26 protein-coding genes are annotated in these 26,851 nt (G+C 66.4%); 10 read left to right on the plus strand and 16 right to left on the minus strand.

Annotated features, from left to right (window positions below):
* The first annotated feature begins 14 nt into the window (after positions 1-14).
* Complete coding sequence (locus tag ACIP9X_RS20765; protein ID WP_400481638.1) at positions 15-875, plus strand: methylenetetrahydrofolate reductase; 861 nt, start codon at positions 15-17, stop codon at positions 873-875.
* A 9-nt stretch (positions 876-884) separates the two neighbouring features.
* On the opposite strand, the gene ACIP9X_RS20770 is transcribed toward ACIP9X_RS20765, so the two are convergent.
* Positions 885-1,370, minus strand: coding sequence for a hypothetical protein (locus ACIP9X_RS20770; RefSeq protein ID WP_400481639.1), 486 nt, complete (start codon positions 1,368-1,370; stop codon positions 885-887).
* Between the two features lie 328 nt (positions 1,371-1,698).
* Positions 1,699-2,241: a hypothetical protein gene (locus ACIP9X_RS20775; RefSeq protein WP_400481640.1), complete on the minus strand. Its 543-nt coding sequence runs from the start codon at positions 2,239-2,241 to the stop codon at positions 1,699-1,701.
* A 380-nt stretch (positions 2,242-2,621) separates the two neighbouring features.
* Between ACIP9X_RS20775 and ACIP9X_RS20780 the strand changes: the two genes are divergently transcribed.
* The 3 genes from ACIP9X_RS20780 to ACIP9X_RS20790 are packed head-to-tail and all read left to right on the plus strand — an operon-like array spanning position 2,622 to position 5,370.
* Entirely contained in the window at positions 2,622-3,149 is a 528-nt protein-coding gene (locus ACIP9X_RS20780) for a hypothetical protein (RefSeq protein WP_400481641.1), read from the plus strand.
* Positions 3,146-4,723: a DUF4389 domain-containing protein gene (locus tag ACIP9X_RS20785; protein WP_400481642.1), complete on the plus strand. Its 1,578-nt coding sequence runs from the start codon at positions 3,146-3,148 to the stop codon at positions 4,721-4,723. Before ACIP9X_RS20780 ends, ACIP9X_RS20785 begins: the two co-directional genes overlap by 4 nt.
* Complete coding sequence (locus ACIP9X_RS20790) at positions 4,720-5,370, plus strand: dihydrofolate reductase family protein (RefSeq protein WP_400481643.1); 651 nt, start codon at positions 4,720-4,722, stop codon at positions 5,368-5,370. Before ACIP9X_RS20785 ends, ACIP9X_RS20790 begins: the two co-directional genes overlap by 4 nt.
* A 77-nt stretch (positions 5,371-5,447) precedes the next feature.
* Here ACIP9X_RS20790 and ACIP9X_RS20795 read toward each other — a convergent pair whose 3' ends face one another.
* The 7 genes from ACIP9X_RS20795 to ACIP9X_RS20825 all read right to left on the minus strand — a co-directional run bounded on the left by ACIP9X_RS20795 (position 5,448) and on the right by ACIP9X_RS20825 (position 11,212).
* The gene (locus ACIP9X_RS20795; protein WP_400481644.1) at positions 5,448-5,828 is read right to left on the minus strand and encodes an RNA-binding S4 domain-containing protein; all 381 of its coding nucleotides are present in this window, start codon (positions 5,826-5,828) and stop codon (positions 5,448-5,450) included.
* Positions 5,829-5,945: 117 nt separating this feature from the next.
* Positions 5,946-6,140, minus strand: a complete 195-nt coding sequence (locus tag ACIP9X_RS20800; protein ID WP_400481645.1) for a DUF2795 domain-containing protein — start codon at positions 6,138-6,140, stop codon at positions 5,946-5,948.
* A gap of 14 nt (positions 6,141-6,154) precedes the next feature.
* Positions 6,155-7,042, minus strand: a complete 888-nt coding sequence (locus tag ACIP9X_RS20805; RefSeq protein WP_400481646.1) for a glycosyltransferase — start codon at positions 7,040-7,042, stop codon at positions 6,155-6,157.
* 114 nt (positions 7,043-7,156) lie between these two features.
* Complete coding sequence (locus ACIP9X_RS20810) at positions 7,157-7,816, minus strand: GntR family transcriptional regulator (RefSeq protein WP_400481647.1); 660 nt, start codon at positions 7,814-7,816, stop codon at positions 7,157-7,159.
* Positions 7,817-7,926: 110 nt separating this feature from the next.
* Positions 7,927-8,946: a transketolase family protein gene (locus tag ACIP9X_RS20815; protein WP_400481648.1), complete on the minus strand. Its 1,020-nt coding sequence runs from the start codon at positions 8,944-8,946 to the stop codon at positions 7,927-7,929.
* Positions 8,943-9,809, minus strand: coding sequence for a transketolase (locus tag ACIP9X_RS20820; RefSeq protein WP_400481672.1), 867 nt, complete (start codon positions 9,807-9,809; stop codon positions 8,943-8,945). Before ACIP9X_RS20820 ends, ACIP9X_RS20815 begins: the two co-directional genes overlap by 4 nt.
* A 65-nt stretch (positions 9,810-9,874) precedes the next feature.
* Positions 9,875-11,212: an MFS transporter gene (locus ACIP9X_RS20825; protein WP_400481649.1), complete on the minus strand. Its 1,338-nt coding sequence runs from the start codon at positions 11,210-11,212 to the stop codon at positions 9,875-9,877.
* Positions 11,213-11,402: 190 nt separating this feature from the next.
* Here ACIP9X_RS20825 and ACIP9X_RS20830 point away from each other — a divergent pair, with 190 nt between their 5' ends.
* Together ACIP9X_RS20830 and ACIP9X_RS20835 are read left to right on the plus strand one after the other, a co-directional pair.
* On the plus strand, positions 11,403-12,227 hold the full coding sequence (locus tag ACIP9X_RS20830; protein ID WP_400481650.1) for a sugar phosphate isomerase/epimerase family protein: 825 nt from the start codon (positions 11,403-11,405) through the stop codon (positions 12,225-12,227).
* A gap of 38 nt (positions 12,228-12,265) precedes the next feature.
* A complete protein-coding gene (locus tag ACIP9X_RS20835; RefSeq protein ID WP_400481651.1) occupies positions 12,266-13,042 on the plus strand; it encodes an SDR family NAD(P)-dependent oxidoreductase in 777 nt (258 codons plus the stop codon).
* 6 nt (positions 13,043-13,048) lie between these two features.
* Here the strand turns inward: ACIP9X_RS20835 and ACIP9X_RS20840 are convergent, their stop codons facing one another.
* The 4 genes from ACIP9X_RS20840 to ACIP9X_RS20855 all read right to left on the minus strand — a co-directional run bounded on the left by ACIP9X_RS20840 (position 13,049) and on the right by ACIP9X_RS20855 (position 16,531).
* Positions 13,049-14,158: a sulfite oxidase gene (locus ACIP9X_RS20840; protein WP_400481652.1), complete on the minus strand. Its 1,110-nt coding sequence runs from the start codon at positions 14,156-14,158 to the stop codon at positions 13,049-13,051.
* A gap of 179 nt (positions 14,159-14,337) precedes the next feature.
* Positions 14,338-14,586 carry an NmrA family NAD(P)-binding protein gene (locus tag ACIP9X_RS20845; protein ID WP_400481653.1) on the minus strand — a complete coding sequence of 83 codons (249 nt, stop codon included), beginning with the start codon at positions 14,584-14,586 and terminating at the stop codon, positions 14,338-14,340.
* An 8-nt stretch (positions 14,587-14,594) separates the two neighbouring features.
* A complete protein-coding gene (locus tag ACIP9X_RS20850; RefSeq protein WP_400481654.1) occupies positions 14,595-15,599 on the minus strand; it encodes an aldo/keto reductase family protein in 1,005 nt (334 codons plus the stop codon).
* 83 nt (positions 15,600-15,682) lie between these two features.
* Positions 15,683-16,531, minus strand: a complete 849-nt coding sequence (locus ACIP9X_RS20855; RefSeq protein ID WP_400481655.1) for a hypothetical protein — start codon at positions 16,529-16,531, stop codon at positions 15,683-15,685.
* Positions 16,532-16,723: 192 nt separating this feature from the next.
* Between ACIP9X_RS20855 and ACIP9X_RS20860 the strand changes: the two genes are divergently transcribed.
* Positions 16,724-17,146 (plus strand): YchJ family protein, encoded by a 423-nt coding sequence (locus ACIP9X_RS20860; RefSeq protein WP_400481673.1) that lies wholly within the window; start codon positions 16,724-16,726, stop codon positions 17,144-17,146.
* A 64-nt stretch (positions 17,147-17,210) separates the two neighbouring features.
* Here ACIP9X_RS20860 and ACIP9X_RS20865 read toward each other — a convergent pair whose 3' ends face one another.
* The 3 genes from ACIP9X_RS20865 to ACIP9X_RS20875 form a co-directional block, all read right to left on the minus strand.
* A complete protein-coding gene (locus tag ACIP9X_RS20865) occupies positions 17,211-18,092 on the minus strand; it encodes a TIGR04086 family membrane protein (RefSeq protein ID WP_400481656.1) in 882 nt (293 codons plus the stop codon).
* A gap of 177 nt (positions 18,093-18,269) precedes the next feature.
* Positions 18,270-20,309 (minus strand): acyl-CoA dehydrogenase family protein, encoded by a 2,040-nt coding sequence (locus ACIP9X_RS20870; RefSeq protein ID WP_400481657.1) that lies wholly within the window; start codon positions 20,307-20,309, stop codon positions 18,270-18,272.
* 62 nt (positions 20,310-20,371) lie between these two features.
* Positions 20,372-20,674, minus strand: a complete 303-nt coding sequence (locus ACIP9X_RS20875; protein ID WP_400481658.1) for a hypothetical protein — start codon at positions 20,672-20,674, stop codon at positions 20,372-20,374.
* 336 nt (positions 20,675-21,010) lie between these two features.
* On the opposite strand from ACIP9X_RS20875, the gene ACIP9X_RS20880 reads away from it, so the two are divergent.
* From ACIP9X_RS20880 to ACIP9X_RS20890, 3 genes are read left to right on the plus strand one after another with little or no spacing between them, the layout of a single operon-like run.
* A complete protein-coding gene (locus ACIP9X_RS20880) occupies positions 21,011-22,468 on the plus strand; it encodes a DUF3375 family protein (protein ID WP_400481659.1) in 1,458 nt (485 codons plus the stop codon).
* On the plus strand, positions 22,461-23,318 hold the full coding sequence (locus ACIP9X_RS20885) for a DUF4194 domain-containing protein (protein WP_400481660.1): 858 nt from the start codon (positions 22,461-22,463) through the stop codon (positions 23,316-23,318). The genes ACIP9X_RS20880 and ACIP9X_RS20885 overlap by 8 nt, the downstream gene beginning before the upstream one ends.
* Positions 23,315-26,785 (plus strand): ATP-binding protein, encoded by a 3,471-nt coding sequence (locus ACIP9X_RS20890; RefSeq protein ID WP_400481661.1) that lies wholly within the window; start codon positions 23,315-23,317, stop codon positions 26,783-26,785. Before ACIP9X_RS20885 ends, ACIP9X_RS20890 begins: the two co-directional genes overlap by 4 nt.
* Positions 26,786-26,851: the final 66 nt, after the last annotated feature.

Genomic DNA, 26,851 nt, shown 5'->3' on the forward strand with positions numbered 1-26,851 from the left:
TTTGGAGTTTCCTCATGACGATTCAATCTCTTCCCTCACGCCATGCCGGCCCTGAGGCCGCCCATTCAGCATCCGGAGCCCGGACGCAGCTTTCCGCGCGGCTGGAGATCATCCCTACGGACGGCATCGTCTCCAAGGTCCAGGCCCACGTTCCCGCCGGGTCCACGCTGACCGTGACCTGCCTTGCGCATCACGGCGTCAGGGCCACAATGGAGGCGTCAGTCCAGCTTGGCCGCCGCGGCTACAACGTGATCCCGCATCTCGCCGCCAGGAGCCTGGAAAGCCGGGCGCAGCTGGAGGGGATCCTTCGTGACTGTGAAGCCTCCGGCATCACGGAAGTCTTCGCCATCGGGGGCGACGCCCCGCATGCCGCCGGCCCCTACAACAACAGCGGCCGGCTCATGGAGGACATCGCGGACATGACCGGCGGCAATTTCGCCGTCGGTGTCGCCGGATACCCGGAAGGGCATCCACGCCACAACGAGCTGCATATGCTCGATGCCCTGCTGGAGAAACAGCATCTGGCGTCGAACGTGGTGACGCAAATGTGCTTTTCGGCCCAGAGGATCAGCTGGTACGCCGAATTGCTGCGGCGCGAAGGCGTCGACCTTCCGATCTGGGCGGGAGTGGCCGGAACAGTCCCACGCGCGAAGCTCATCGCGCTTGCCACAAAAATAGGGGTTGGCCCGTCCCTGAAGTTCCTGAACCGCAAGGGGCCGCTCGCCCGCAGGCTCCTGAACGCAAGCAGCTATTCTTCCCAGTCCCTTATCGCCGAGCTCTCCGCCGCCCGGCCGGCCCTGGCAGGCATCCACCTGTACAGCTTCAACAACATTGCAGGGCATTCCGCAACACTCGGAACGGACTCGGCAGACTAAGCCGTTGGTTCACTCCGGAATCTCCAGCCGGAAGCCGCAGCGGCAGCCGAGTATCTGGATGGGCAGTAAAACCCTGCGCAGCCGGCCGGGAGAAGGGCCGTTGCTGAACCAGTAATGAAGGGCCTGGAATTCGTGGCCCGTTGGTTCCATCGGGCGTCCGCAGTGGATGTACTCGTCACCGAAGATGAGGAGGTCAGGGGTCCAGAGCACTTGCCGCAGAGCAGCGGTGACGTCACCCATATAGGCGGTGTGTTCATGAAAGCGCAGGCAGTCCATGCAGGTGTAGGAGACCGTGACCAGGTCGCCGTCGCCGGCAGCCAATGCCGTTATCGCACGGATGGCCAGGTTGTGCTCGGTGCCGCATTCTTCGCAGCGGAGGCGGTGCGGCTTGGGCTGCCGGCGATCTCCCGGCCTGTGGCCGCTGGGCGTGAAGGACATGCTACGCTGCACAAACAAGGCGGGACGCTGGCCGGCGGCTTTCGGCCCGTCGGTCATATGGGGAGTGTGTGGCGCCGGGGCCCGCTGTTCTGGCCGCCGATGCATTCTGGAAAAACTGTTGCTGCGATGAGGCCATGGGTGGCGCTTTCCGCGAGGTGCATCTTTGCCGCCGTTTTGCTGCAGCGGCCGTAGTCCCGGCCATGCACTTGGCCTATCGGAGTTCTAACTCCGTCGAAGGAGAAATTTAACTCTACGACGGGCAACACCGGGTGTACAGGCGCGCGGTCAGTGAGCGCTACCGGCTCAGGGCGGGTCATCCTGCTGCATGCCGGCACAGTCCGGCGGCGTTTGGGCACGGGACTAGTCACCGCCCGTGCCTATTTTGTTACGGCGCGGGAACCATCCAAAAACCCGCCACAGCAGCAGCCCCCGGGTCGGTGGTCATGCGATTGCCCTGGGCGAAGACGGGACCTGCTTCAAGGGCGACTTTGAGGCTCGCTTTGGCTCCGCACTCCATGGGCAGCGTGTGCTCCGTCCCTCCCCTGTGATCGGGCTGAGTGATGGAGAGCGATGCGGAGGACACCCCGATGCAGGCGGCGGTAACCGTATACGTTCCCTTTGGTATTCCTGCCAGGGACCCACGGAACCCGCTGCCGCTTATTCCGCCTGAGCTGGCAAACACGAGGTTGCCCGGCTTCGACCCCAGCAGGACTTCCAGTTGGGACTGATTTCTTGCCTGGGCTTCGGCAAGGCCAGGGTCGGCGGTTGGTGGGGGAGGGGGTGCAGTCCGGGAAGCACTTGGAGGCTCCGTCACCGGAACAGGACTGTTATCCGCGTACTCGCACCCGCTGATGGCCATCCCGGCACCAGCCATGACCAGCAGCAGCACGGTGCCCGCGACCGGACGTTCTCCCCCAAGAGTTGCCATCCCGAAATCCTACAAGGCGGCACCGGACCCGGTCGCCTCGGACCGGCCCCGGGATAGTGGCAGGCGGGACAGGCAGAGGCTACGACACCGGATGCATTCGGTGTCGAGTGAGCTAGGGGCGGACCGCCCCGGCAACAATTCAGGCCCCCTCTTCCCAGCAAGGGCGCAATCGTGCATTCTGGACACGGACGCGGTTCCGACTAAGAAGTCGGGGGAGGGGCCGCGGTTCGTGGCTGACCGGTCTCGCCATAGTTGGGGAATCGCGTGGCTGCCCGGGCCGTTTCCCGCCGGGCAGCAGGAAATGGGGATCCAGCCGTTATGCACAGCACCCTCAATACTCAGGCCGACCTTCCGCCGCAACCGGCCGGGGTGTGACGGCCGTGGACCGTACAGTCATCCAGCACCGGCTCAAAATCCACGTCCACATCGATGACCATCTGCAGACCGCCAGCATCGAGGTGCGCGGCACCCTGACGGTCGCCAACCTGCGCGCTCTGTACGTTATCGCGCGCAGGACCAGTGCGCTCCTGCCCGGGCGGGAAATCGTCGTTGACCTCACCCATGCCCGGGCTGCAACCGAAGCCGTCAACGTTCTCCACGACCCGGTCCAGCTCAACAATCTCGCCATCACGTCCGGCAACAAGGGGCTGCTGTGCCCGCTGCGGATCCTGGATCCGCCGCACTCGCATGGCAGCCACACCAGCGGCGGCCACGCACCCGCGGCCGCTGACCACTCGCGCAAGAACCCGCCGCTCAAAGGTGGGCGCCTCAAAGGTGAGCTGCTCAAGGGTGAGCTGCTCAAGGGTGAGCTGCTCAAAGGTGAGCCGCTCCAAGCCCAGCCCGTGAAGGGCGAGCAGACCAGAAAGCGCTCCAAGACGCGGCTGCACGAGAGCCAGGAGACGGTGTGAAAACCGGCCGCATCGTGATGCTCGTCCTCGGCACGCTCCTGGGACTGCTGGGCCTGGGGTTCGTGGCCGCCGCTGCCGGAACCGGCTGGCTTCACTTCCAGCAGCGCGACGAAGGCTTCTTCACCTCGTCAACAGAGCGTTTTGAAACCAGCTCCAACGCCATCACCTCGTTGGGGCTGGACGTCATGGTAGGCCAGCGCCTGCCGGACTTCATCCCCTCCGACAGCGCAGGCAGCATCCTCGTCCGCGGCGAGTCCGCCACAGCGGGCAAGGACCTTTTCCTCGGAGTCGCACCGCAGCAGGAAGTTTCGCGGTACCTCGAGGGCGCCAGGCGTTCGGAGATCACGGAGCTTGACCTCCGGCCCTTCCGGGTCGAGTACCGCGAGGTCCCCGGCACCAGAACCCTCGCCCGCCCCGGAGCCCAGACCTTCTGGACGGCAACCGCCACAGGTCCCGGCGCGCAGGAACTCCGGTGGGACCTGCAGCCCGGCAACTGGGCCATCGTGGTGATGAACGCCGACGGCAGCGCTCCCATCGCCGCCGACCTGCAGGGAGGAATCCGCTCCGACCTGCTCTGGCCTCTCTTCCTGGGTCTGCTGCTGGCCGGGATCGTGCTGCTTGCCGTCGGCGTCCCGCTGATTGTCGCGGCGGCCAGGGGCCTGGGCCGGCACGGCCCCCCGCCCGAGCGCCCGACGACGGCGGGACCTCCCTCCGTCGTCCCGGGTGCCAGTGCATCCCCCTATTACGCCAGCCCCGCAGGCGGCAGCCCCGCAGGCGGCAGCCCCGGCGGCGGCGGGGCCGGCCCACCGCCCCCGCCGCCCGCCGTCGGCCTCTTCTCCAACGCGCCGTACCCGGCCCGCCTCGACGGATACCTGGACCCCGCGCTGTCCCGCTGGATGTGGCTGGTCAAGTGGTTCCTGGCCATTCCGCACTTCATCGTGCTGTTCTTCCTGTGGTTCGCCCTGATTGTTACTTCCATTGTGGCGTGGTTCGCCATCCTCTTCACAGCCCGGTATCCGCGCTCGCTGTTTAACTTCAATGTGGGGGTCCTGAGGTGGAGCTGGCGGGTGTCCTTCTACGCGTTCTCCGCCATCGGTACGGACCGCTACCCGCCCTTCACCCTTGCCCGCACCGACTATCCCGCGGATTTCGACGTCGACTACCCGGAGCGCCTCTCGCGCGGCCTGGTCCTGGTCAAGTCATGGCTGCTGGCCATCCCCCACCTGCTGATCGTGGGGGTGCTCGCCGGCATGACGCGCACCTGGGCGGCGTCCGACGACGACTGGTCAGGTTACGGGACACGGTACGCCGCCGGGGGGACGATATCCCTGATCGCTCTCCTGGTCCTCATTGCCGGGTTGATCCTGCTCTTCACCGGACGGTTCCTCCCCAGCCTGTTCGACCTCCTGCTCGGCCTGAACCGCTGGGTGTACCGGGTGACCGCCTACGTGGCTCTGATGCGCGACGAGTATCCGCCCTTCCGCCTGGACATGGGCCCGGCCGATCCGCACGGGAGCCAGCCCGTCAATCCACCCGTGGCCCCGCCCGCCAGTCAACCGAAAGGTCAATCATGAAACTCACCGTCCACACGTTCGTGACCCTTGACGGCGTCATGCAGGGTCCCGGCGGCAGGGAAGAGGACACCAGCGGCGGGTTCGAATTCGGCGGCTGGCTGGTGCCGTACGTGGACGACGACTTTGGCCGCCTCGTCGACGGCTGGTTTGCCGGGGCCGACGCGATCCTGCTCGGCCGCACCACGTACCAAATGTTTCAGCCGTACTGGGAACAGGTCACCGACCCGGAGGACGCTGTGGCCGCCGCCCTCAACTCGCTGCCCAAGTACGTGGTCTCCAGCACCATCAGCAACCCGACGTGGAACAACACCAGCGTCCTCCCGGCCAATTTCCTCGAGGCGATTGATGACCTCAAATCCGGACCAGGCCGGGAACTGCAGGTGCACGGCAGCCATCGCCTGGCCCGGGCGCTGCATGACGCCGGCCTGGTGGACGAATACCGGATCTTCGTCTTTCCCCTCGTGCTCGGCCAGGGCAAACGGCTCTTCGACGGCGGCGCCATGCCCTCCGCCTACACCCTGGCCGGGCACAAGGCCACGTCGGCCGGGGCCGTCCATCTCACCCTGGTGCCCGCGGCCTTCGGTGCCGCGGAGTTGGAAGTGGGGGAGTTCGAGGTGCGGGAGGGGCGGGAACAGATCAAGGAGTAGGCCCGGCGGCCGGGACCTCTTGTCGGTTCACGCGACGTTCCCCAACTCCGGCGAAGCCGTTGAATCCCGCGCAGCCGTTAACTCCGGCGCAGCCGTTCCATCTCCCGCCGGTCCTTCTTGGTGGGCCGGCCGGCGCCGCGGTCGCGCTGCGGCAGGCCGAGTTCGGCAGCGACAGGGCGCGGAGGCGTGTGATCGGTAAAGCAGTGGGAAGCGGCCTCGGCACCCACCCTCTTGGCGATCAGCCGGCGTACTTCAAGGATCCGTTCGTACCCCGGTTGGCGTACCCGGACCGTGTCTCCCGGCACGAGAGACTGGGATGCCTTGGCCGGGTTGCCATTCAGGCGCACGTGCCCCGCCCGGCAGGCCGCGGTGGCTGCCGACCGGGTTTTGTAGGCGCGGATTGCCCACAGCCAGGCATCGATCCGGACGGTTGCGGGGGCTGAAGGAAGACTGCTCATTCTGTTGCCGAGTATATTCCCCACCGGCGTTGAGGGGCGCCCTCAACGGACCCTGCACGGAACGCCCGGCTGCCAAGAGCGGGCGTTCCGTGCGGGGCAGGGCTGGGTGCTCAGTGCCTAGGAATCCGAGATGGCGGAACTGACCGCCGTCGGGCTGTCGTATTCCTTGTCCGGAAGGTTTTCAAGCGCGCTGAGGACTTCCCCGTCCGCGCCGGACTCCTGGGCACGCTCGACGAGGGTGTCGCGGGTGGCCGGGTAGTCGATGCCGCCGAGGAATTTCTGGATCTGGATCGGGTTGGGGGTCTCGCTCATGTCAGTTCCTTTTCCTAGTGATGGGTCAGGCCATTTTCGTGCGGGGAATCAGAGAGGATTACCTCGAAGGCCTCCACCCGGCGGTCCGGGACCGTGGTGGGAGACTCGAGGTGTACGGCACCTGCAGGAAGGATTCCGGCGCCGCCGAAGGATTCCATGACGCGCCACTGGGCCACCACGTCTTCGCCGCAGTGCTCGGGCGGCAGCTGCTCCCAGAAACGGAAGCCGCCGGTTTCCTCCAGCGCCTGGCGGCGGAACATGGTGCAGCCGCCCAGCCATGCGATCTTGTAGGGCAGCCATTGCCCGGGCTCGAGGCCCAGCTCGGCGCTCACATGGCTCAGGTTGGCCGCACTGTGCAGCGGCCAGCGCTGGAAGGCGGGCTCCTTCGGCCGGATCCGTTCCGGCGTGACGGGCCCCTCCCAGGGCTCGAAGACTTGGGTCTGTTCAGGCCTGCGGTCGGCAAGGTAGGAGAGGCCCTGCGGTGCCATGCCCACGAAGCCGCAGCCGAGCTGGTCCAGGGCCTCACTCATTCTGGCCAGAGCGCCGGGCTCCAGCCACACGTCGTCGTCCAGGAAGAGCACATCGTCTGCGCGGGCCTGGTCAAGGAGGAACTGGCGGTGTTCTGCCATGCCCCGGCGCGGCAGATGCTGGAGCAGCTCGACTTCCGTCCCCTGCGCCCGGAGTACGCGCACCATGGCCGAGATCGGAGCCAGCTCCCAAGCGGGCGCTCCGTCTGACTGGTCGCTGACAACGACGCGGAATACCGGGCTGTCCTGGGCCGCGAGGCCAGAGAGCGTGACGGCGAGTTCTGCGCCCCTGTTGCGGGTGGGGATGAGGACGTCAACGGCGGGATTCTCGGGCGTTTGTGCGGTTGCCCACCGGGCAGATGTGCGGCGATTCACGGTTCACCACCTTCCAGGGAGATCAGGTTGTCCATGCCGTGCACAGCTTTCCGTACCCACCCGGGCGAAGGGCTAAACGAATGCCGGACCCGGAGGTCCAGGCGACAGGGAGGCCTACGCCACCAGGACGGCTGCGGCGGTGTCCATGTGCTCGCGGATGGTCCTGCGGGCCAGGGAAGCGTCACCGGTTTCGATGGCCGCCACGATGTCGTGGTGGCGGGCAACGCTCATGTTCTTGACGCCCTTTTCCAGCCCGGCGAACATGATGGACATCCGGATGGACCCCTCCAGTGACTCCCAGGAATGGAGCAGAGTCTCGTTGCCGGTGAGGCGGCACATGGTGCGGTGGAATTCGAGGTCGGATTCCACCCGTTCCTCGAGGGTGCCGTGGGTGGCCGCTTCCATGGCATCGATGGCGGCCCGGAGCGATTCAATGACGCGATGGCGGTCCGGAAGCTCGCAGAGGGTTCTTGCGGCCAGGGATTCCAGCGCAGCCCGGACAGAGTAGATGTCGCGGATTTCCTTGGCGTCCAGGTGCCGGACGGAGAGCCTGCCGCGGGGGCCTGCGGATACGAGGCCTTCCTGCTCGAGCTGGCGTAGGGCCTCGCGGAGGGTTCCGCGGCTGATCTGGAGCATCTCGGAAAGTTCGGTTTCCACCAGATGGCGGCCGGGCTCCAGGGCCCCGCTGGTGATGGCGGTGCGCAACGCGGCCAGCGCCTGCTCGCGGAGGCTCTTTTTTTGCAGTCCCAGCAGGGATGCTGTGGTTCCGGCCATCGGAGGTTCTCCCCTTATTCAGCGGTCGACTGTTTACAGCCGCAGTGTTAACAATGATGCCACGGCAGGAGCGCGGACGGGAGGGCCCGCCCGCGCTCCTGCGAGGCCGGTCAGCCGAGTTCGGCGAGGACCTTTGCCACGATCCGCTGAACGGACAGGCCGTAGCGTTCGTGCAGCGTGGGCAGGGCGCCGGCGTCGAGGAACTCATCCGGCAGCGCCACCGGCACCACACGTTTCCCAAGGCCCGCGGTAACGACGGCGGAGGCCACGGTTTCGAACAGGCCGCCCACCACGCTGTGGTTCTCCAGCGTCACGGCCAGCCGGTCGGTGTTGATTTCGGCCAGGACTGTGGCGGCGTCGAACGGCTTGATGGTGGGGGTGTGGACGACGGCGACGTCCACGTTGTGTTCGGCCAGCGCCTTGGCTGCCTGCAGGGCCCGCATCGTCATGAGTCCGCTGGAGACGAACACGACGTCGTTGCCGCCGCGGAGCACCTTGGCCTTGCCGAGTTCGAAGGTGTAGTCGTACTCGTCCAGGACCGTGGGCACGTTGCCGCGCAGCAGCCGCAGGTAGGTGGGTCCTTCGCTGGCGGCGAGCTGGGGCACGGCCTGCTCGATGTCCAGGGAGTCACAGGGGTCAACGATGCTCAGGTTGGGCATGCCGCGGAAAATTGCCATGTCCTCGGTTGCCTGGTGGCTGGGCCCGTAGCCGGTGGTGAGGCCGGGCAGGCCGCCGACGATGTTGACGTTCAGGTTGGGTTCGGCGGCGTCGAGGCAAAGGAAGTCGTAGGCGCGGCGCGCAGCGAACACGGAGTAGGTGGAGGCGAAGGGCACCAGGCCCGTCTCGGCGAGGCCGGCCGCTGCGCCGAAGAGCAGCTGTTCGGCCATGCCCATCTGGAAGAAGCGCTCCGGGAAGGCCTTCGCGAAGATGTGCATGTCCGTGTACTTGCCCAGGTCCGCGGTGAGGCCAACGATCTTGTCGTTTTCCTGCGCGGCCTTCACCAGGGCGTGGCCGAACGGTGCTGAGGCAGTCTTCTGGCCGGGATCGGCGAAGGATGCGATCATGGCGGAGGTCTTGAGCTTGGGGGCGGGTGCTGCGGTGCCGGCTGGGGCCGTAGTGGTGGCGCTCATCGGGCGGCCTTTCCTTCGTATCCTGCGGTCAGCTGCTCGCGGCAGAGCTGCCATTCGTGTTCTTCGATGCGCATGAAGTGCGCCTTCTCGCGTTCTTCGAGCAGTGGCACGCCGCGTCCAACTTTGGTGTCGCAGAGGATCACGGAGGGACGTCCCGAGGCGGCGGCCTGGGCGGCGGCGTTGTCGAACGCCTCCAGCAGCGCGCCCATGTCGTTGCCGTCCACCCGCTGGGTGTACCAGCCGGCGGCTTCCCATTTTTCGGTGATCGGCTCGGTGCGCAGCACGGTGTCGGTCTTGCCGTCGGCCTGCAGGGCGTTGATGTCCACCATGGCGGTGAGGTTTCCGAGCTGGTGGTGGTGGGCGCCCATGGCCGCTTCCCAGGTGGAGCCTTCATCCAGTTCCCCGTCGGAGAGGAAGTTGTAGACCCGGGCGTCGGAGCCCTGGTAGCGCAGGCCGAGGGCCATGCCGACGGCGATGGTCAGTCCGTGGCCCAGCGAGCCGCCGGAAATTTCCATGCCCGGGGTGTACGTGGACATGCCGGACATGGGGAGGCGGGAATCGTCAGACCCGTAGGTTTCGAGTTCCTCGACGGGTACGACGCCGGCCTCGGCCAGGGCTGCATAGTGGCCGATGGCGTAATGCCCGGTGGAGAGCAGGAACCGGTCGCGCTCCTCCCACTCCGGGTCCTCCGCCCGGAAGCGGAGCTGGTCGGAGTAGACGGCGGCGAGCATGTCGGCTGCACCAAGTGCCTGTCCCACATAGCCCTGGCCCTGGACCTCGCCCATGGTGAGGGCGTGATGCCGGATGCGGTAGGCGGCGGCACTGACCCGCGCGAGGCGTTCGGCGGCTGTTTCCTGGGTCATTCTTTCCTTCTCAGAGAGTTCGCGGGAGCGAAGTTCCTGCGGGCTGATTTCGTTGGTGGCGGTCATCAGGCGTTCACCGACTGCGTAGTGCTCTTGGTGACTTCATCGGCGAGCTGGCGTTCCCGCTTGCCCCAGGTTTCCCGGGTGACGACGGCGGCCCACAGGCCAACTGCCGCGTACAGGCCGAACAGCATGGCCGGGCCCATCCAGCCGAGGCTGACGAACAGGAGGGTGGTGACGAAGGGGGTGAACCCGGAGACCATGGCGGAGATCTGGTAGGCCAGGGAGGCGCCGGAAGCGCGGGTCCTGGCCTGGAACAGCTCCGGGAACCATGCGCCCTGGGCTCCGGCGAGGGAGTTCTGGCAGACAGCGTAGGAGATGACGATCGTGGCGATGATGAAGATGAACATGCCGGTGTTGACCAGCAGGAACATCGGAATGGCGAACAGCACAGCAAACAGGCAGGACCAGATGTAGACGGGGCGGCGGCCGATCCTGTCGGTCAGGCGGGCCCAGGCTGCGGTGGCGAAGATGCCCACGGCCGAGGCGATGCAGAGGGCCACCAGGGTCTGGGTCTTGTCAGCCAGCTGCTCGGTGTGGAGGTAGGAAATCATGTAGGTGATGGATACGGCGTAGCCGGCGGTCTCGGCCACGCGCAGGCCGATGCCCTTCACGATGTTGCGCCAGTCCGTCTTGATGACCTCGACGATCGGGGACTTCACGATGTCGCCGCTGTCCTTGACCTCGTCAAACACGGGGGACTCGGGGACCTTGGAACGGATGATCAGGCCGACAACCACCAGCACGATGCTGGCCAGGAAGGGAACGCGCCAGGCGAGCTCGCCGCCGAGGTTCACGCTGACGAGGAACACGAGGTTGGCCAGCAGCAGTCCGACCGGGAAGCCGGCCTGGACGATGCCGGTGTACTTGCCCTTGGACTTCCACGGTGCGTGCTCGTAGCTCATCAGGATCGCTCCGCCCCATTCCGCGCCGAAGGCGAGGCCCTGGACGATGCGGACGAAGACCAGCAGCGCCGGAGCGAGCAGTCCCACCTGGCTGTAGGTGGGGAGCAGGCCGATCAGGAAGGTGGCAACACCCATGAGGATGAGCGAGGTGACCAGGACGGGCTTGCGGCCCACCTTGTCGCCCAGGTGCCCGCCGATGATGCCGCCGAGCGGACGTGCGGCGAAGCCGACGCCCAGGGTGGCAAATGCAGCCAAGGTGCCGGTGACGGGGTCGCCGGTGGGGAAGAACGCTGTTCCAAAGTACAGCGCGGCCGCGGTGCCGAAGCCGATGAAGTCGTAGGTCTCAATGACTGCGCCGACACCCGAGCCGATGGCGACCCGCTTTGCGTCTTTGGTGCCGTGGACCGGCCCGCGCATGTTCAGAGCTTCGTTGCTCATGGTGTTTCCCTTTCTAAGAGCGGCTGAAGGAGTGTCAGCGCTGTCGACTGTTAACAAGATATGTCCCAGTGTGACCGAGGTCATCTCCAGTGTCAACAGTCAACCTTGGAGGTTGACTGTTGACAGTTAACCCGGCTACTGTGGTCCTCATCACTACCGCCTGCCGGGCACGACAAGAGGATCAACGACGATGTTCCATTCCCGAATCGGGTGCTCATCCATTAGCTTTAGGCACCAGGACCTGCCGGCCGCCCTGCGGACCATCGGGGCCCTTGGTTTCGAAGAGATCGACCTTGGCGCCCTCCCCGGCGTCTGCGATCACGTTCCTTATGAGCTGGACAAGGACGCGGTGACGGCAGTGGCGGCAGACGTCGCTGAATCCGGATTGCGCGTCCGCTCAGTCAACGGGGACATCGGGGACCTCAATGCTGTGCTCGACGGCGGCCGGCAGGCCGCGCGGGACCGTCACCTTGACGCCCTGCTCACCCTTACGGCCACAACCGGAGCCAAGGCATTGGTTCTTCCCTGCGGCCGCCTCAGCCATGAACCCGTCCGGAGCCTCGAGGAGGATCTGGACGAAATAGCAGCCCAGCTGATCCGGGCGGGCCGGCGGGCGGCGGAGTTCGGCGTCGGGCTCTGGACCGAATCGCTGCACTTCCTGCGGTTCTGCTGGAACCTGGACCGCGCGGAACTGCTGGCACAGCGGCTGGCAGGCTCCGGCGTCGGGATCGTCATGGACTTCAGCCACATCGTGGCGGCCGGCGAGGATCCGCAGGAGTACCTGCGGCGCCACGACGGCCGGATTGCCCATGTGCACCTGCGCGACGCCGTGCCGGGCAACATCAACCTCAGCATCGGCAACGGACAGGCTGATTTCGCCGGCGGGGTCCGCTCGCTGGCCGAGCAGGGCTACGCCGGCAACTTCAGCCTGGAGCTCGAAACCCGCGACGTGACCCACGCCGAACGTCCGGCCGTGGCAGCCAAGGCAGCCAGCTTCATCACTGACCTCATCTGAACCCACCCAAACTCACCTCACGCACTACAAGGAGCATCATGACCACCATCGTTCAGCGCACCGCCGTCCTCACCGGGGCAACCTCCGAGCGGGGCATCGGACTCACCACCGCCCGCCGCTACGCCAGCCAGGGCTGGGGCGTGGTGATCCTCGACCTCGACGGCGAGAAGTCGGCAAAGGTCGCCGCCGAAATCGGCAACGAATTCAACGTCCCGGCATTCGGCTACGAGATCGACGTCGCCAACGAGGCGTCTGTGAACGCCGCCTACAAGGCCGTGGCCGCCGAGGTCAGCTCCGGCAGCCTGCCCGCGGTCGGCGCCCTCGCCAACATCGCCGGCATCACCTCGCCGCTGCCGTTCCTGGAAACCACCCTGGAGCTCTGGCACAAGGTGATGGACGTTAACGCCACCGGCACCTACCTCGTCACCAAGGCCTTCCTGCCGGACATGATCGACAACGGCTGGGGCCGGATCGTCAACATGTCCTCCGTCTCCGCCCAGCGCGGCGGCGGCGTGTTCGGCAAGGTCCCCTACTCCTCAGCCAAGGCCGCCATCCTCGGCTTCACCAAGGCCCTGGCCCGCGAGCTCGGCAATACCGGCGTGACCGTCAACGCCATCACCCCGGGCGCCGTGGACACCAACATCCGCGTGGGCAGCACGGAGGAGCAGGAAGCCGCCATCAACGCCGGCATCCCCCTCGGCCGCAACGCCACCACCGAAGAGGTCGCCGCCGTGATCACCTTCCTGTCCTCCGAGGACTCGGCGTACCTGACCGGCACCACGATCGACATCAACGGCGGAAGCCACATGCACTAACGGAGACTATTCAACGGTGACGCGGATGCAGTGGGCCACGTTGTTGCCCATGCCCTGGTAGTTCCAATGCTGCTCGAGCGGCTGGACGGCTCCGGTGGCGTCTCTGGCCCGGCAGACCAGCTCGTGCTCGCCCGGATCGGCCACCCACGGGAAGGTCCAGGCAAGCCAGGCAAAGGCGCCGGCCGGCTTCTCCAGCTGGGCGGGCGCCCACTTGCCGTCGATGCCGACCTCCACAGCGGTCACGGCACCTTCGCCTGACCAGGCGCGGCCGTGCAGCATGACCGGGCCGCGGGCCAGATGCCGCCGCCGCGTGTAGAAGTCCGGAATGCCCGGCGGAACCATCAGCGAACGGACCCTGATCCGCGTCACCGGTGTGCCGGCGTCGTCCGCATTGTGCTGGTAGCGGTACGCAACCGGCTGCTGGAATCCGCCGAACGGCGCCGTCACGACCTGGATGGACTGCAGCCACTTGACGCTGGCCATTCCGTACCAGCCGGGAACCACCAGCCGCAGCGGGTAGCCGTGCTGCGGCGGCAGCTCGCTGCCGTTCATCTTGTACGCCACCACAACGTCGCCGCGCATTGCCTCTGCGATCGGCAGGCTGCGGGCATACTGGTGCCGGACACCGCCCTGGATTCCCTCATCCACGCCTGTAAAGACCACCTCGACGGCTTCGGGTTCCACCCCTACCTGCGCCAGCAGGTAGGCCAGCGGAACCCCCGTCCACACTGCCGTACCAACGCCCTCGAGCGTCCACGGCTGGCTGAGCGGCCTCGGCTTCAGCAGCGACCGCCCGTTGCCTGCGCACTCGAGCGTTACCTGAACGCTGATGGCGGGGTCCCGGATAAGCGCGCCCATGCCCAGTTCCAGTGACCGCTCCACGGCGCCGCCGATCCTCAGGTGCCAGGCCGACGTGTCAATGTGCGGAATATCGAAATGCGTCAGGACATAGTGCAGCCCGGGCGGCGTGACATCGTACCGGAGCGCTTCCAGGGGCAGCGAGTGGTTCCGCACCGCGAGCTGCAGCTCCTCCGGTGTGAGCGGCCCGTAGGTGGGTTCCCCGGAATGCGGGGCGGGCCTGGCGGATTGGCGGCGTCGGTAGGTCAGCTTGGACATGGCATTGCGATTCTGCTCGGTGCTGCGGACGGCGTGCCCCCTCGACACAGGTTTACGCCGCGCTCCGCTACGCCGTCAATGCTCAGGTGGTTACAGCTGCGGCTGCTTCACGAACTCCTTGGCGACGGCAGCCATGACGCCGTCCCCAGCCGGCCCGCGGATCACGTCGTCCTCACCTGTCAGCATGGGCAGGAAGTCCAGGTAGAAGTTGTCGCGAAGAGCGTCTTGGTACCTTGCAGCGCAGAACGCGAACCCGCCGCATCCGCATAGCCGGCAACGACGGCCGGCGCGTCCGGCAGCTGAGGCGCCCGCCCGGCGTCGCGCACCAGCAGCCGCTGCGAGAAGCCAGCCTCGGCGAGCCCTCGCGCCACCATTCCACCGGGCACGCCGGTGGAGCCTGTGACGGCAAGGTCCGGAAGATCTGCCACGGCCGCTCCTATGCCTCGCGCTTGGCCGGGGACTTGGTTTGGGCGGGGTCGCGCTCGGCCAGGGAGCCTACAGCGTCATCGATCTTCTTCATGATTTCCGGCTCGAGCCTCACTCCGGCAGCCGCCACGGTGTCCGCGATCTGCTCCGGACGGGAGGCGCCGATGATGGCCGAGGCCACGTTGGGGTTCTGCAGCACCCAGGCGACCGCGAGCTGGGGCATGGTCAGCCCGGCTTCCTCAGCCACCGGACGCAGTTCCTGCACGGCGGCCAGGACGTCGTCGCGCATCCAGCGCTCGATCATCTTCGCGCCGCCCTTGTCATCGGTCGCACGGCTGCCCTCCGGCAGCGGCTGGCCGGGCAGGTACTTGCCGCTCAGCACGCCCTGCGCCATGGGGGACCACACGATCTGGGAGACACCCAGCTCCTCCGACGCCGGCACCACCTCTTGTTCGATAACGCGCCAGAGCATGGAGTACTGGGGCTGGTTGGAGATCAGCTGGAATCCCAGCTCCTTCGCCAGCGCGTGCCCGTTCCGGAGCTGCTCTGCAGTCCATTCGCTGACGCCGATGTAGAGCGCCTTGCCCTGCCGCACAATGTCCGCAAACGCCTGCATGGTCTCTTCCAGCGGCGTCTCGAAGTCGTAGCGGTGTGCCTGGTACAGGTCCACGTAGTCCGTCTGCAGCCGGCTGAGCGAGCCGTCGATGGACTCCATGATGTGCTTGCGGGACAGCCCGACATCGTTCTTGCCCTTGGGGCCGGTAGGACCGTAGACCTTGGTGAAGATCTCCAGGGACTGGCGGCGTTCGCCCTTCAACGCTTCGCCCAGGACCGTCTCGGCGGCCGTATTGGCGTAGACGTCGGCGGTGTCGAAGGTGCTGATGCCGGCGTCAAGAGCAGCACGCACACACTGCGCTGCGACGTCGTTCTCCACCTGCGAGCCGTGCGTCAGCCAGTTGCCGAACGTGATTTCCGAAATCTTGAAGCCGCTGTTTCCGAGGTATCTGAAGTCCATGGGTTTCACGCTAGCGGACATGGTTGCTCAGGGTAAGGGATTCCTGGGCATCACCTTGCGGCGCCTGTCTGCCTGGCCTTCACCTAAGAACGGACGCCGGCTTCCCTGTGCTGGGCGAGCGAGACCATGGAGCCCGTGTCCAGAATGGCCATGTGTCCGGCGTTTGCCGCCTTCGTGGCGGGCCCCGCCGGCTCGGCCGTCTTCGCGAGCGAAGAGCTGACGGGCTGGGCCTGCTTCGGAGCCTGGACGTCCTTTGACGCGCCCGCTGCGGGGACGCGGGCCGGGCGCGGCGGCACTTGAACGAGGGGCGCGCGGCCGTCGTCGTGCAGACCCTTGTGCAGGGCGGTCTCGACGAGCGGCGCAACCTTCACCACATCGCCCACCCCTGTGACGGGGGCCTCGGGCACCGGGATGCCGAGTACGGGGGCAGCCGCCCTGGCCCGTGCCACGGCACGGGCGTCGGCAGCGGCAACCGCCTCTGCCCAGTCCTTGGCCAGGACAGGGGGCACGGGTCGCGCCGCTGTCAGCAGGGGGTGATGTGCGACGGCGGTGTGCAGTGCCTCCCGCAGACCGGCCCGGGTCAGCAAGGCCTTCCAGTCCACAGCAGGCCGGGGCGCCCGCACCGGCCGCGGAGCGCGTGGTTTCTTAGCAGTGTGTCCCTTCTCAGGCCGTTCTTTTGCCGGCGCAGACTGGCCGGCATCCGGCCCCGCCGCAGTTTGCTTGCCGGCGGCCGGCAGGCGGACAACTTCGATGGTGTCATTTTTGGGGAGCCTGCCGAACAGGGCCATGAAAACCAATGCGAGCAGCCGGCCCACACCGGCGAGCACCAGCATCACGATGAAGGCGATGAACAGCCCAAGAAACATGACGAGGGCAACGAACACGGTGCCGAAAAAGGTCAGGTTGAGTGCAATTGTTGCTGGATCTTCCACTTCACCCTCCTAACAGCCGCCCGCTGCCGCTTCCCGCTGCAGTCCCGGCGGCCAACAGCCCCTTACCACCATACGGACTATTTACTGCCGGCATGCACGTATTCCAAGGTCCATCAGGTGTTGTTCTGAACCTGTTACAGGATGCGCTGTCCGTCGGAAGCCTATAGTCGGAAATAGCAAGTAACCTCCACAATTTCAGGGGAGTCAGTGACCCACCTCCAGTCCTACTCGGGCAACTGTCCGTGCCTCTCGGGCGAGCAGTATGTTAATTGCTGCGGGCGCTTCCACAGTGCATCCGCCAGGGCAGCCACCGCAGAACAGCTGATGCGTTCCCGCTATAGCGCCTTCGTGCTCCTGGACTCCGCGTATCTCCTGGAGACGTGGCATCCGGACACCCGGCCCTCGGAGCTTGACCTTGATACCGGCATCGAATGGCGGCGGCTGGACGTCGTGTCCACCCAGCGCGGCGGGCCGCTGGACAACCAGGGTGCCGTGGAGTTCAAGGCACATTTCAGGCAGGGCGGCGAACGGGGCGTCCACCACGAAACCAGCCGCTTCATCAAGGCGGAAGGCCAGTGGTACTACCTCGACGCCGTCGCTCTTCACCAGAGCTGAACGGCACCAGAGCTGAACGCTGCCTGAGTTCAACGGTGCCCCGCGCCCCGTGTCGGCAACGGCCCTAGTGCTGCTCGTAGTCTGCTGTCGGCGTGAAGCCCGCGCGGTCCACCTTCCGGTGGAAACGCATGCCGGCCATTCCTCCGACGACGGCGCCCACGAGCGCCACTGCCGCCACGACAATGGCCGCGATGATGCTGGTGGTGGTGAGCTGGCCTTCGTTGACGGGAATCCGCGGGAAACTGTTCAGCTGCGCCAGGATATTGAACTGTTCACCGGCGATCATCCCGAGAACGGCGATGATGACCGCGGCGATAAGCGCCCAGATCCAGACCATCATGCCCTGCTTCGCACCGTTGAACCTCGCCATCCGCCCGGCCACGTAGCCCCCGCTGTAATAGGACACGAAGAGGATCACGAGAAGCAGGATGATGCCCACCAGTCCGACCGTCTGATTCGAGGCCGCCTGTCCGATCGCTGCGTTGACGTCGGGGTTGGTGGCCAGTCCCACGGCCGTTCCCGCAGCCGCCACGAGGGCTGTCAGCAGGACGGCCATGCCGGTGGCCGCCAGCCAGCCGAAGAATGCCGAGCCCACCTTGACGCCGCCGAACGCCTCCTTCTCACGGGCGATCGCGGTCTCGCGTGAGGCGAGATTGGGGTCGGAGTGCGGCCGCGTGTCATCACTATCGGTGGCGGGAGTGTAGTCCCGCTCGGCCGTGTACTCCTTCGCCGTGTGCTCCTTCTCGGCGCCGTACTCCCGCTCGGAGCGGGGAACCTCGGTGGTCATGGCTCTGGTGCTTGTGTCAGTGTCCCGTGCGCTGCTGCCGCTGTTCCGTACATCCGCATCCCGTGACTGTGTGGCGTCGTACACGGGAGTGTCCTCGGCGCTGTGCTCGGGCTGGCTATGCCGGGGCCGTCTTTCCCCGGAACCGATTGGGCTGCTCATGAACATCTCACTTTCATTGAACGGACCTGGCTTACGGTCTAAGCCGGGCAACGCAATGCTGGGGCCAAACTGCGGCCTCACTTCTAGCTAACTCCGTTCAATCCCTGATAGCAAGGATGCTTACTATTTAGGTTTTCGTGCCGTTTAGGGTGCAGGCGGGCGTGCTGCTTCCCCGAATCAGCGGTATTTCCGGTGCAGGTTCTCCTTGTTAGACGAGCGGGGAGTGGTGTCCGCAATCCATGGTCCGGTGCCCTCGGACTGGTCCAGCACGCCGGCCTCCAGCCAGACGTAATCCCCGGCGAGGACCTTGCGCGATAGCCCGCGGTCGCCGTCGTCCGTGTTGCGCCACAGCTGGTCGAAGTATTCGTCCACCCGGAGGCGGGCCTGCTCGCAGTAGGCATCGGCAAGCTCGAACGCGGTCGCGCCGCGCCCGGGTGCCGTGCGCAGCAGCATCTCGGCCCGTGAGCAGCACGCGGCCATGGCGAACAGCTCCGCGCCGATATCCACGATCCGTCCCAGGAATGCCTGCTTGTGCTCCAGCGCGGCCTGCCACCGCCCCATGCCGTAGAACGTCTGGCGGGCCAGCCGCCGGGAGGACCGCTCCACGAAACGCAGGTGCCTGGCCAGCCGGCCGAACTCGCTGTAGGAGCGGGGGTCCATGCCCGGCCCCGCCACCAGCTTGGGGAGCCACTTTGCATAGAAACCTGAGGCCCCGACGGCGGCCCGGGCCTTGTCCTGCAGGCTGGCTTCCGCCGATGCCAGGTCGCCAGCCGCAGTGAGGTGGGCGTCCACGGCTTCCCGGGCGATCAGCAGCCTCATAATCTCCGAGGAGCCCTCAAAGATCCTGTTGATCCGAAGATCGCGCAGGAGCTGCTCCGCGGGAACGGCGCGTTCGCCGCGCGCCTCCAGCGAGTCGGCGGTTTCGAAGCCGCGGCCGCCGCGGATCTGTACGAGCTCATCGGCAATCCTGCAGCTGATCTCGGTGGACCACAGTTTGGCCAGGGCGGCTTCGATCCTGACGTCCTTCTGCCCGGCGTCAGCCATCTCGGCGGACAGCTCAAAAACGGCGTCCAACGCGAAGGCCGAGGCAGCGATGAAGGCGATTTTCTTGCCCACGGCCTCGTGTTTGCCCACCGGCCTGCCCCATTGAGTGCGCGCGTTGGACCATTCCCGGGCAATTTTCAGGCTCCAACGGCCCGACGCAACGCAGAGTGCGGGAATGGAGAGTCGCCCGGTGTTAAGGGTGGTGAGGGCGATCTTCAGTCCCTGCCCCTCGCGGCCTAGCCGGTTGGCTGCCGGGACCCTTACCTGGTGGAAGCGGGTGACGCCGTTCTCGATGCCGCGCAAGCCCATGAAGGCATTCCTGTTTTCCACGGTGATGCCCGGCGAATCCATCTCAACGACGAAAGCTGTGATGCCTCCCTTGTGCACGACGCCGGCGGCATCGGTGTGGCGCGGCACCACGGCCATCACCACCACAAGTTCGGCGATCACACCGTTGGTGGTCCAAAGCTTCACGCCGTCCAGAAGGTACGCGTCGCCGTCGTCCGTGGGCACTGCTGTGCTGCCCATCCGGGCGGGGTCGCTGCCGACGTCGGGTTCGGTGAGGAGGAAGGCAGTGATGGCACCGGCCGCGCAGCGCGGCAGATATTCCCGCTTCTGTTCGTCGGTGCCGAAGACCTTGACCGGCTCGGGGACGCCGATGGACTGGTGCGCGGAGAGCAGGGCACCCAGGCTGGGATGCACCGAGCCCAGCAGCCCAAGTGCCCGGCCGTAATACACCAGCGACAGTCCCAGGCCGCCGTATTCCTGCGGTATCTTCATCCCGAAGACGCCGAGGTCCGCCAGCGCCTGGAGGTACTCGTCCGGGATCGTGGCGTTCCGTTCGATCGTCCGGCCGGACATCGTCCGGCACACAGCGGTGAGCCGCTCCATGAAGGCTTCGCCGCGCTCCACGTCGTCGGGCTTGGCGGCGGGCCAAGGGTGGATGAGGCCCAGGTCGAAGTTGCCGAGGTACAGCCCCTTGGCAAAGCTGGGCCGCTCCCACCCGGTTTCACGGGCCGCCTCGGCGACGGCCCGGGCATCCTCCGCGGAAGCACCCGACCCGATATTCTCAGCGGCTACCGGCGTCTCGGAGGCCGGGCTGTCGATGGGCGGGATGGTCCGGGTCTGCCCGGCCTGGTCTTCAGTGGAGGGACTCTCGGTGGCGGAGCTCATGGGACATCTCCTCTAACCGCTTAACGGCTCGAGCCCTGGGTCCGCCGCGGGTGGAGAACCCTTCAGCTGTCCCTCAATGCTACCCGCGGGTAAGTACCCGTGCTAGGGGAAGGTTGCCCCTGAAAATCACCCGGAAGCTCCACCGCGGAGGCGTGGTGCACCAGCCGGTCCCACAGATGGTTGATGCCGTGCACCAGACCCAGCAGCGTGCCCGCGACGATCAGCCAGGCCAGCCGTCCGATCCCCACCAGGACAAGGGCGGCCATCGCCGCCACTGTCACGAACAGGACCAGGGCCAATGCGCACACCAAGGTCCCGATAAAGACCAAGGTGGCTGTCTCCACTGCACTAAGGTCAAACTCCATGCTTCCCCCTGCGCCGTTGCTGCGGTTCGATCAGTAGCACGAGCCTAGGGCGGCTGACCCGGGTGCAGCCACAGGTCAACACGCGTGCCGGGCGGGTTGATACGGGATCGAAATCATACTCCTTCGTAGGTCACGGGCCGGTCACATCATTCTCACCAGTCACAGAGGTTTTGTTTCTTCCCAGGCAAACAAGACTGCTTCGTTGCGGATCGAGGCGGGCGACCCAGCTTCCTGCGAGTGCACAGGTGGAAAGTGGCTCTGCGTTAACCTTGTATCTGGCAGTTTTCGGGTTTCCCGCTGCCTTAACCATCCCCAACGCCTGCCCAAGGAGAGTGTGTGCGCCGGTCTGCTCCGTCCTCCGCCGACGCCATCAGCGCACGGCTCCGGGACCTCGAGCTCCTGACCAAGGGCCCGGCCTGGGCGCTCACCCGGTCCGCCCCTTGGGTGATCGCGGTGCTTCAGGCCTCCTTCACCCGCATCCGTCCGCAGCTTCCGCTGGAAGAGTTCCACGCCGACGTCGACTCCTTCCTTGAGCAGCTCCGCCGCCAGGAGCCGGGGCTGGGTGGCGGCGCCAACGGCAAGAGCTTCGGCGATGAATGGACGCGCAAGCAGTTCCTGACGCGGCGGAACCAGTCCGGGCAGATCGTCTACGAAGTCACCGAGCCCGCCGCCCGCGTGCTGGCCTTCCTGGACAGCCTCTCGAGCGAACGCTCCACGCTCAACGGATCCCGTCTGGGTACGCTGCTTGGCGATGTGGAAAAGCTCGCCAATGAGACCAATCCCGATCAGAGTGCGCGCCTGGAGGCCCTCGAGGAAGAGATCGAGGAGCGGCAGCAGCTCATGCACGACATCAGTTCCGGTGGCTTCGACGGGCTGCTCGATGACGACGAAGCCGTGGAAGCCGCCGGAAACATCCTGGATCTCGCCGCCAGCCTCCCGGCCGACTACAAGAAGATGCGTGACCGCATCGAGGAGCTCGTGGGCGAGCTGCGCAACCAGATCATCGAGGAATCCCTGACCAAGGGCGCGACCATGGCCCAGGTCCTTGAAGCCGACAAACGGCTGCGGCAAAGCCCCGAGGGCAGGACCTTCCGCTCCTTCACGGCCTTCCTTGAGGACCCGCAGCAGCAGTTGCGTTTCCGGTCGGCCATCGGGGAGGTGCTCAGCCGGCAGTTCGCCGACGATCTCTCCCCGGAGGACCGGGAGACGCTGAAAAACCTCGTCGCTGAGCTCCGCCAGCAGCACAGCCAGATCCAGCGCATCTACGGCAAGCTCAGTGAAAGCCTGAACACGTACGTTCAGAGCGACGACTTCCGCCAGTCAGTCCGGCTCCGCAAGGTACTGCGTGAAGCCGAGCAGGCTATCCGCTCCCTGCCGTACGAGCGTGAACGCTCCGGCCTGGTCCCGGGTCCGGTGCTCTTCAACGCCGGCTTCGAATCCCTGGCCATGGTGAAGCTGTTCGATCCCGATGAGTTTGCGGCCCCGCCCAAGCTCGCCGATCCGATCGCCTTTAGCGACTCCGACCGGGTGCGCTCCCCCCGCACGTCAAAAGCCCGCCCCGAGGCCATCAGGGCAGCCATGGCCGGAGCCTCGACACTCGCCGAGGCCTGGCAGCAGCTGCCTCCAGAGGAACGGCACATCAACTCCATCCGCGCACTGCTCTCGCATGCCCTCCACGACGGCGCCGGCTTCGACCGCGAAACCTGGGACCCCGTCGAGTTTGAACAGATCGACGGAACCACGCGCAAGGCCTACCTGCCGGCGATCACCCTCACGAAGGACCCTGATGACTGAAGAAACCCCGCTGGCTGAGCCTGCCGGAACGGAAGCCCCGCTGGTCGAGCCTGCCGAAACCAGGACCGACCCCTTCCCGGTCCGCCCGAAGGACACCTTCGTGGACGGCGCTGCCTTGTTCCCAGGGGACACCGGCGTGCTCCCGATGAAGGTGCGCCAGGCACTTGTGAAGTTGCTGAAAGGCCCGTACGTCGACGGCGGCCGCGACGAAAAGCTGTGGACCACCCTGCTGGACAACCAGCTCATCCTCCGCAGCCGTCTCTCCGAACTGTTCCTCACCCTGCACCTGGACCATGAGCGCAAGATCGCCGTGCTGCGGCCGGTTGACCCCGAGGCCATCGGCGGCAGCACCCGCTCCAGTATCCTGCGCCAGCAGCGGGCCCTGAGCCGGGTGGAAACCATCGTGCTGCTCCGCCTCCGGCTGCTGCTGGACCGCCATGTCACGGCCCAGACCGACCCGACGATCACCCGCGAGGAGATCGCAGAGCTCGTGGCGCACTACCAGCCTGCGGGCCAGCAGGACGCGCTCCGCGACACCGACGTCGTCAACCGGGCAATCGCCAAGCTCCTGGCGCGCCAGCTCCTGCTCACGACGGGCCTGGACGACGTCTACACAATCTCCAACGCCCTCCCACTGGCCCTCCCATTCGAAAACATCGGCGACATCCCGTCCCAAATCGAGGCCTTGGTTGCAGCCACGGCGGACCAATCAGGGACAGAACCGCTGATTGAGCTCGACGGCGACACCTCGGACGCAGCGGAAGACACCGACGACGACGCCCAAGGTGACGGGCCCACCGCATCGGCTGCGGAGTCGAAGGCGCCCACGGCAAAGGAGGCGGCCAAGTGAGTATTGCGAGCATGCTTCCACTTGGCGACGTCGTGAACCCTGGCCAAATGCGCCTGGCCCTGGTCCAGGTGGTCAACTGGGGCACATTCCATGGGGCGCACACTATGCACGTGGACCGCAACGGCACGTTGCTGACGGGCAACTCGGGCGTGGGCAAGTCGACGCTGTTCGACGCCATGCTGCGTGTCTTCGACGCCCGGCCGCGCTCGAACGAGGCCGCCGCGCAGCGTTCCGGCGGCGCCGTGGAGGACAAGAGGACCACGTTCACCTATATGCGGGGGAAGGTGGGCGACAAGGCCGTGGGCGAAGGCTCCGCCAGTGCCTTCCAGCGTCCCGGGGCGACCTGGTCCGCCGTCGCCCTGACGTTCGATAACGCCGCCGGCACCAAGGTGACGGTTTCGGCGCTGTTTGACCTGCCGAAGAACGGGACGGAGTCGAGCGTCGGCAGGTACTACCTGATCGACAACAAGCCGCTGGACCTCCCGGCGATTGAGGGTATCGCCGAGAAGCGGTTCACCAAGGCAGCCCTGGAAGGGATCTTCCCGGAGGCGCAGGTCTTCGACGTGCACAAGGCCTTCGCTGAACGGTTCCGCCGGCTTCTTGGCATTAACTCGGACCAGGCGCTTCCGCTGCTCCGCGTGATCCAGGCCGGCAAGGGCCTGGGCGGCAGCGTCAACACCTTCTTCCGCGACCAGGTGCTGGACGCGCCGGCGACGCTGGCCGCCGCGGACGACGTGGTCGAGGAATTCAGCAACCTGATGTCCATCCGGCAGCGCCTCGAGGACGTGCGCCAGCAGCGCGACCAGCTGGCTCCGGTGCCGGAGCTCAACCGCGAGTACGCGCAGTCGTTGCTGGATGCCAACCGGCTCCGGGAGCTCGCCGGCGAGGAATTCGAGGCGTACCGGCAGCAGCTCGCCGTCGGGGTCCACGAGAAGACGCTCGCCCGGTTCAAAGTGCTGGCGCAGGCAAAAGCGAAGGAGCTCAGCGCCGAACGGGCTGTCCGGGACGGCCTGGCCAAGGAACTGCGCCAGCTGGAAGCCGAGTACAACAACCAGGGCGGCAACGCCATCTCCTCCATCGAGCAGTCGCTGGAGAACGCTCGCGTCGGCCTGAAGCTGAGGCAGCAGGTGGAGGACGCGGCCCGGCAGGCGCTCGCGGAGGCCGGGCTGCAGCTGGACTGGACGGCCGCGGGCTGGGAGCAGGCACACGAGCAGGCGGCTGCCCGGTCGGCGGAGCTCCAGGACGACTCGGAGGCCTTGAAGGAGCTCCGGTTCGAAGCCTTCGACGTCCACGCCACGAAAAAGCGCGAGCTGGCAGCTGCGGAACAGGAACTCGTGTCTCTCAAGACTCGTAAGTCTCTGCTGCCGCCGTCGAGCATTGAAAACCGTGCCGCCATCTCGGCTGCCACGGGTGTACCGGAAGAACTGATGCCCTTTGGCGGCGAGCTCATCGACCTTGCCGAGGGGGAGGAGCGGTGGCGGCCCGCGGCCGAGCGTGCGCTGCGCAGCCTCGCCACCACGCTGCTGGTTCCGGGGGAACACTTCGCCGCCGTCACGCGGTACCTGAACGACCATGCTGTCCGCGGCGCCCTGCGCGCGGTGGACGTGTCCAAGCCGCTCTCCGGAGGCGCGCTCGCTGTTGAGGACGTGGCTGACGGCGACCTGCTGACCAAGCTGGACATCCTCACCACCGGGCACAAGGACGGTTCCGCCGCCCACGCCAGCACCTGGATCCGCGAACGCATCGCCCTGGACTTCGCCTACCCCTGCGTGGAAAACTCCGACGATCTCGCCACGCTCGACAAGGGCCTGAGCCTGGGCGGCGTGGTCAAGCGCAACCGGCATACCGTGGAGAAGGACGACCGGTTCACGAGCCGCCAGGACTATGTCCTCGGCTTCGACAACGCCTCCAAGCTGGAGCTCGTGGCGGCGCAGGTGGCGGACCTGCAGCAGGAGCTCGCCAAAGCCGCCGAGCTGGCCCAGAGCCGGGAGGAATCCCACCAGGGGATGACCCGGCAGCTCGAGGCCCTGCGGCGGGTGGCCGGCGACAACCGGCCCTGGGAGCAGGTCTCTGCCGCCGTCGCCGCGGACGAACTCGCAAGGATCGAACAGCGGCTCAAGGACGCCCTTGCCGCCCAGGCTGATCTCGAACCGCTGCGCGCCAACATTGAGGCGGTGCGCCAGAAGCACCAGTCCAGCACGGAAGCAGCCGCCGTGCTGCAAAGCGAATACAAGGCGCTGGACCACCAGCTCACCACCGCTGATTCCCTGCTGGAAGCGGCGCGGACCCGCCTGAACCAGGCGCCGCCGTCGTCCTCCACAGCCGCCGCGCTGGAGCCGTACTTCGAGGACCTGGGCGACGTGTCCGAGATGCACGAGCTGGATAACCTGGCGGCGCGGGTCAGGACCCGGCTGCTGGGGGAGCTGCACGCGGCGGAATCCCGGGGCCAGGCCACGTCGGAACGCCTGACGCGGATCTTCGAGGGCTTCGTCCGCGAATGGGGCTCGGCAATCTCCGCCGACCACGGCACCTCGATTGGTGCCGCCGGAGAATTCGAGGCCCGCTACCACGCGATCGTCAGCGACGGCCTGCCCGCCCAGGAGGCCGAGTTCCGGCAGTTCTTCAACCAGCGCACGCACGAATCGTTCAGCACCCTGCTGCACCTGCTGGACGAGGAGCGCCGCTCCATCACGAGCCGCATCCTGCCGCTCAACGGCATCCTGTCCGAGGTCAACTTCCACGAAGGCAGCTTCCTGGAACTGGACATCAAGCAGACTCTGCCGGCTTCCGCGAAGCAGTTCAAGGACGCCATCCAGAACGCGCTCAAGACCCGGCACACGCGGCACGGCAGGGCGGACGCCGCTCCGGCCGGCCAGGACGACGACGCCGAGCTCACCGCCCGCTACAAGTCATTGGAGACGCTGGTAAAGCGTCTGGGATCCCAAACGCCGGAGGACCGGAGGTGGCGCGCCGAGGTGTTGGACGTGCGCGGCCACCTGTTTATCCAGTGCAAGGAGCACCGGGAGGTGGACGTACCCGGGGGAAGGAAGGGCGGCAAGCGGACGGAAGTCTTCATGCACGCCGACACCGGCTCCATGTCCGGGGGCGAGCGGCAGCGCTTCACGGCGTTCATCATGGCTGCCGCCCTGAGCTACCAGCTGGGCATCGCCGAACAGGGCTTCACGACGTACGGCACTGTGATGATGGACGAGGCCTTCGTCCTGGCCTCGGAGGAATTCGCCGGTGCCGGCATCAAGGCTCTGCACGAGTTCGGCTTCCAACTGCTCCTCGCCGCTCCGGAGAACGTGATCGACCTGTCCCGGCATCTCGGTTCCGTCACGGAAATCCTGCGGGACAAGCGCACCAACCGTTCAGGAGTACTCACAGCCCCGGTCATATCGCCGAAGTCCGGGCTGGGAGGCCAGTGGCGGTCGGAGGCCAACCCCGTGGACATCGTGTTGCGCTAAAGATGCAGAGGCGCCACCGCCCCGTAACCTTGCGCGTAGCTTTATAACAAATCGATGGATTTATCC

This window comes from Arthrobacter sp. NPDC093125 (assembly GCF_044754225.1).
Taxonomy (GTDB): domain Bacteria; phylum Actinomycetota; class Actinomycetes; order Actinomycetales; family Micrococcaceae; genus Arthrobacter.